This is a genomic window from Moorena sp. SIO4A1 (genome assembly GCF_010672065.1).
Taxonomy (GTDB): domain Bacteria; phylum Cyanobacteriota; class Cyanobacteriia; order Cyanobacteriales; family Coleofasciculaceae; genus Moorena.
On record NZ_JAAHHX010000565.1, the window covers coordinates 1 to 1,661 of the forward strand.

At 42.7% G+C, this 1,661-nt stretch carries 1 protein-coding gene; it reads right to left on the minus strand.

What is annotated here, in order from left to right; all coding sequences use genetic code 11:
- On the minus strand, window positions 1-1,153 hold a 1,153-nt coding region (iscB, locus tag F6K53_RS40690), incomplete at its 3' end, for an RNA-guided endonuclease IscB (RefSeq protein ID WP_293085884.1).
- Window positions 1,154-1,661: the final 508 nt, after the last annotated feature.

The window sequence follows — 1,661 nt, forward strand, 5'->3', positions numbered from 1 at the left end:
GTCCGGCGTATTTCCCTTTTTTGATATCAGCAATGACTATATCTCCTGTCTGAAAACCTTTGAAAAACTTAGCAGAGGGAGCATGAGCCTTTGGGAAACCGTATTTATTTGGTCGGCATCTTTGACGAACACCATGACCTTTGGCTGTAACTGTTAGTGGCTTCATTCCGTTTAGTAATAATTTTTTAGGAGTAGATTTACCCACACAAATAGCATCAGTCCAATGAGTCTTCTCAATACCTCTGGTTTTTCGGTTGAACTTGGTCAAGCCACCAGTACCTGTCTCAACAGGCAGCCCAGTTAGTTTTAGTCTTCTCCATAATTCCCAACGGGTTGCGTTGACGGCTGCTGCATCTTTCAAAGGGGTTTTTGCTTTGGCTAATACCTTTTTGAGAGTTTCCGGTTTTTTTATTAAAAATTTCTCAATCGGATCATTGCCTTTTTTCTGATTACAGCACCGACAAGCAAGAGTCAAATTACTAACTCGATTACTACCACCTTTTGACTTTGGGATAATGTGCTCAACCTCTAAAGGTGTATCAAGAGCGCCACAGTAAACACAGTTATGCCCCCAAAAGCCACGTAGATACTCTTTCACCTCAAACCCAAATAGTTCACCGTGTTGATACTCGTACCCTGACACTTCTGGATTTGGCATTTTTTGAGTATCGAATCGCACCAACTCTTGAGATATTGCTGCTATGGGGCACAGTTTTATTAGTCGTCTAGTCCAAGTTTCAATATTGAGTACTTGACTCATCAATGATGGAGGCAACCAACCTTCTGGGCGCTTTCGGTTGAGAAAACGAGGTTTACGATAACGAGTCTTTCGACTTCTCCTGCCTCGCCTTAAAGCTCTTCTGGATTCCAAAGAATTTTTGATGTTCTGCCCTCGATGATTGATTTCTAATGCGCTTGTTACCTGTCCAGTGTGTTCTTGGACGACAGCAATTCCGGTTGTTTTTGAACCAGGGTCTATTTTGATTCTGTGTGGATGAGTGACAGAATTATCGATACTCCTGTCCTGCATGATGATAGTGAATGGATAACGCTTGAATACTTTAGCTCTCCTTTTCTTGAGCAGTCCTCTAGCTCGTGCCGGGTGACATGGATCCAGAGGTTTTTTATCTTTATCTAAAACGAAAACTCGCATTACTTTGAACACTCCACAAGGTGGGTAAAGTTTGCCTTGACAATGTTATAAGAGCTTGAGAGGCTAACAACACTTCCTTAACTCATTACAGATGTTTAATTGCTAGCAACAGAGCTGAAGACTGGCACGCATCTACAGGTGTTATGACTCAAATAACGTAGACCATTATTAGGTCTCAGTCTGGTCAACTATGAGCTTTTTCAAGCTCCCGCTATAGTCCGATAGGACTTAGCGGTGAGTTGTTGACGATCCTCAGAGTTAACCCACCTGATCAGGTTATTTTGTGGCAACGATAGAATAGTCACTCAGATTCTACCGTTAAACGAACCTCAAGGATTAAACACTTCGTCTTCTCTACCTACCCACCACTTACCTAAGTTGATCAAATCCTGGTGAATATCTTCTAGTTCTCTGATATAAGCTTCCGATGATAGGGTGGCGCGCCGCTCCTGAAGCTTCTTCAGGCGCAGTTGCACAAGTAACCAGGGTTTGGAGATGCCGTCAGTAG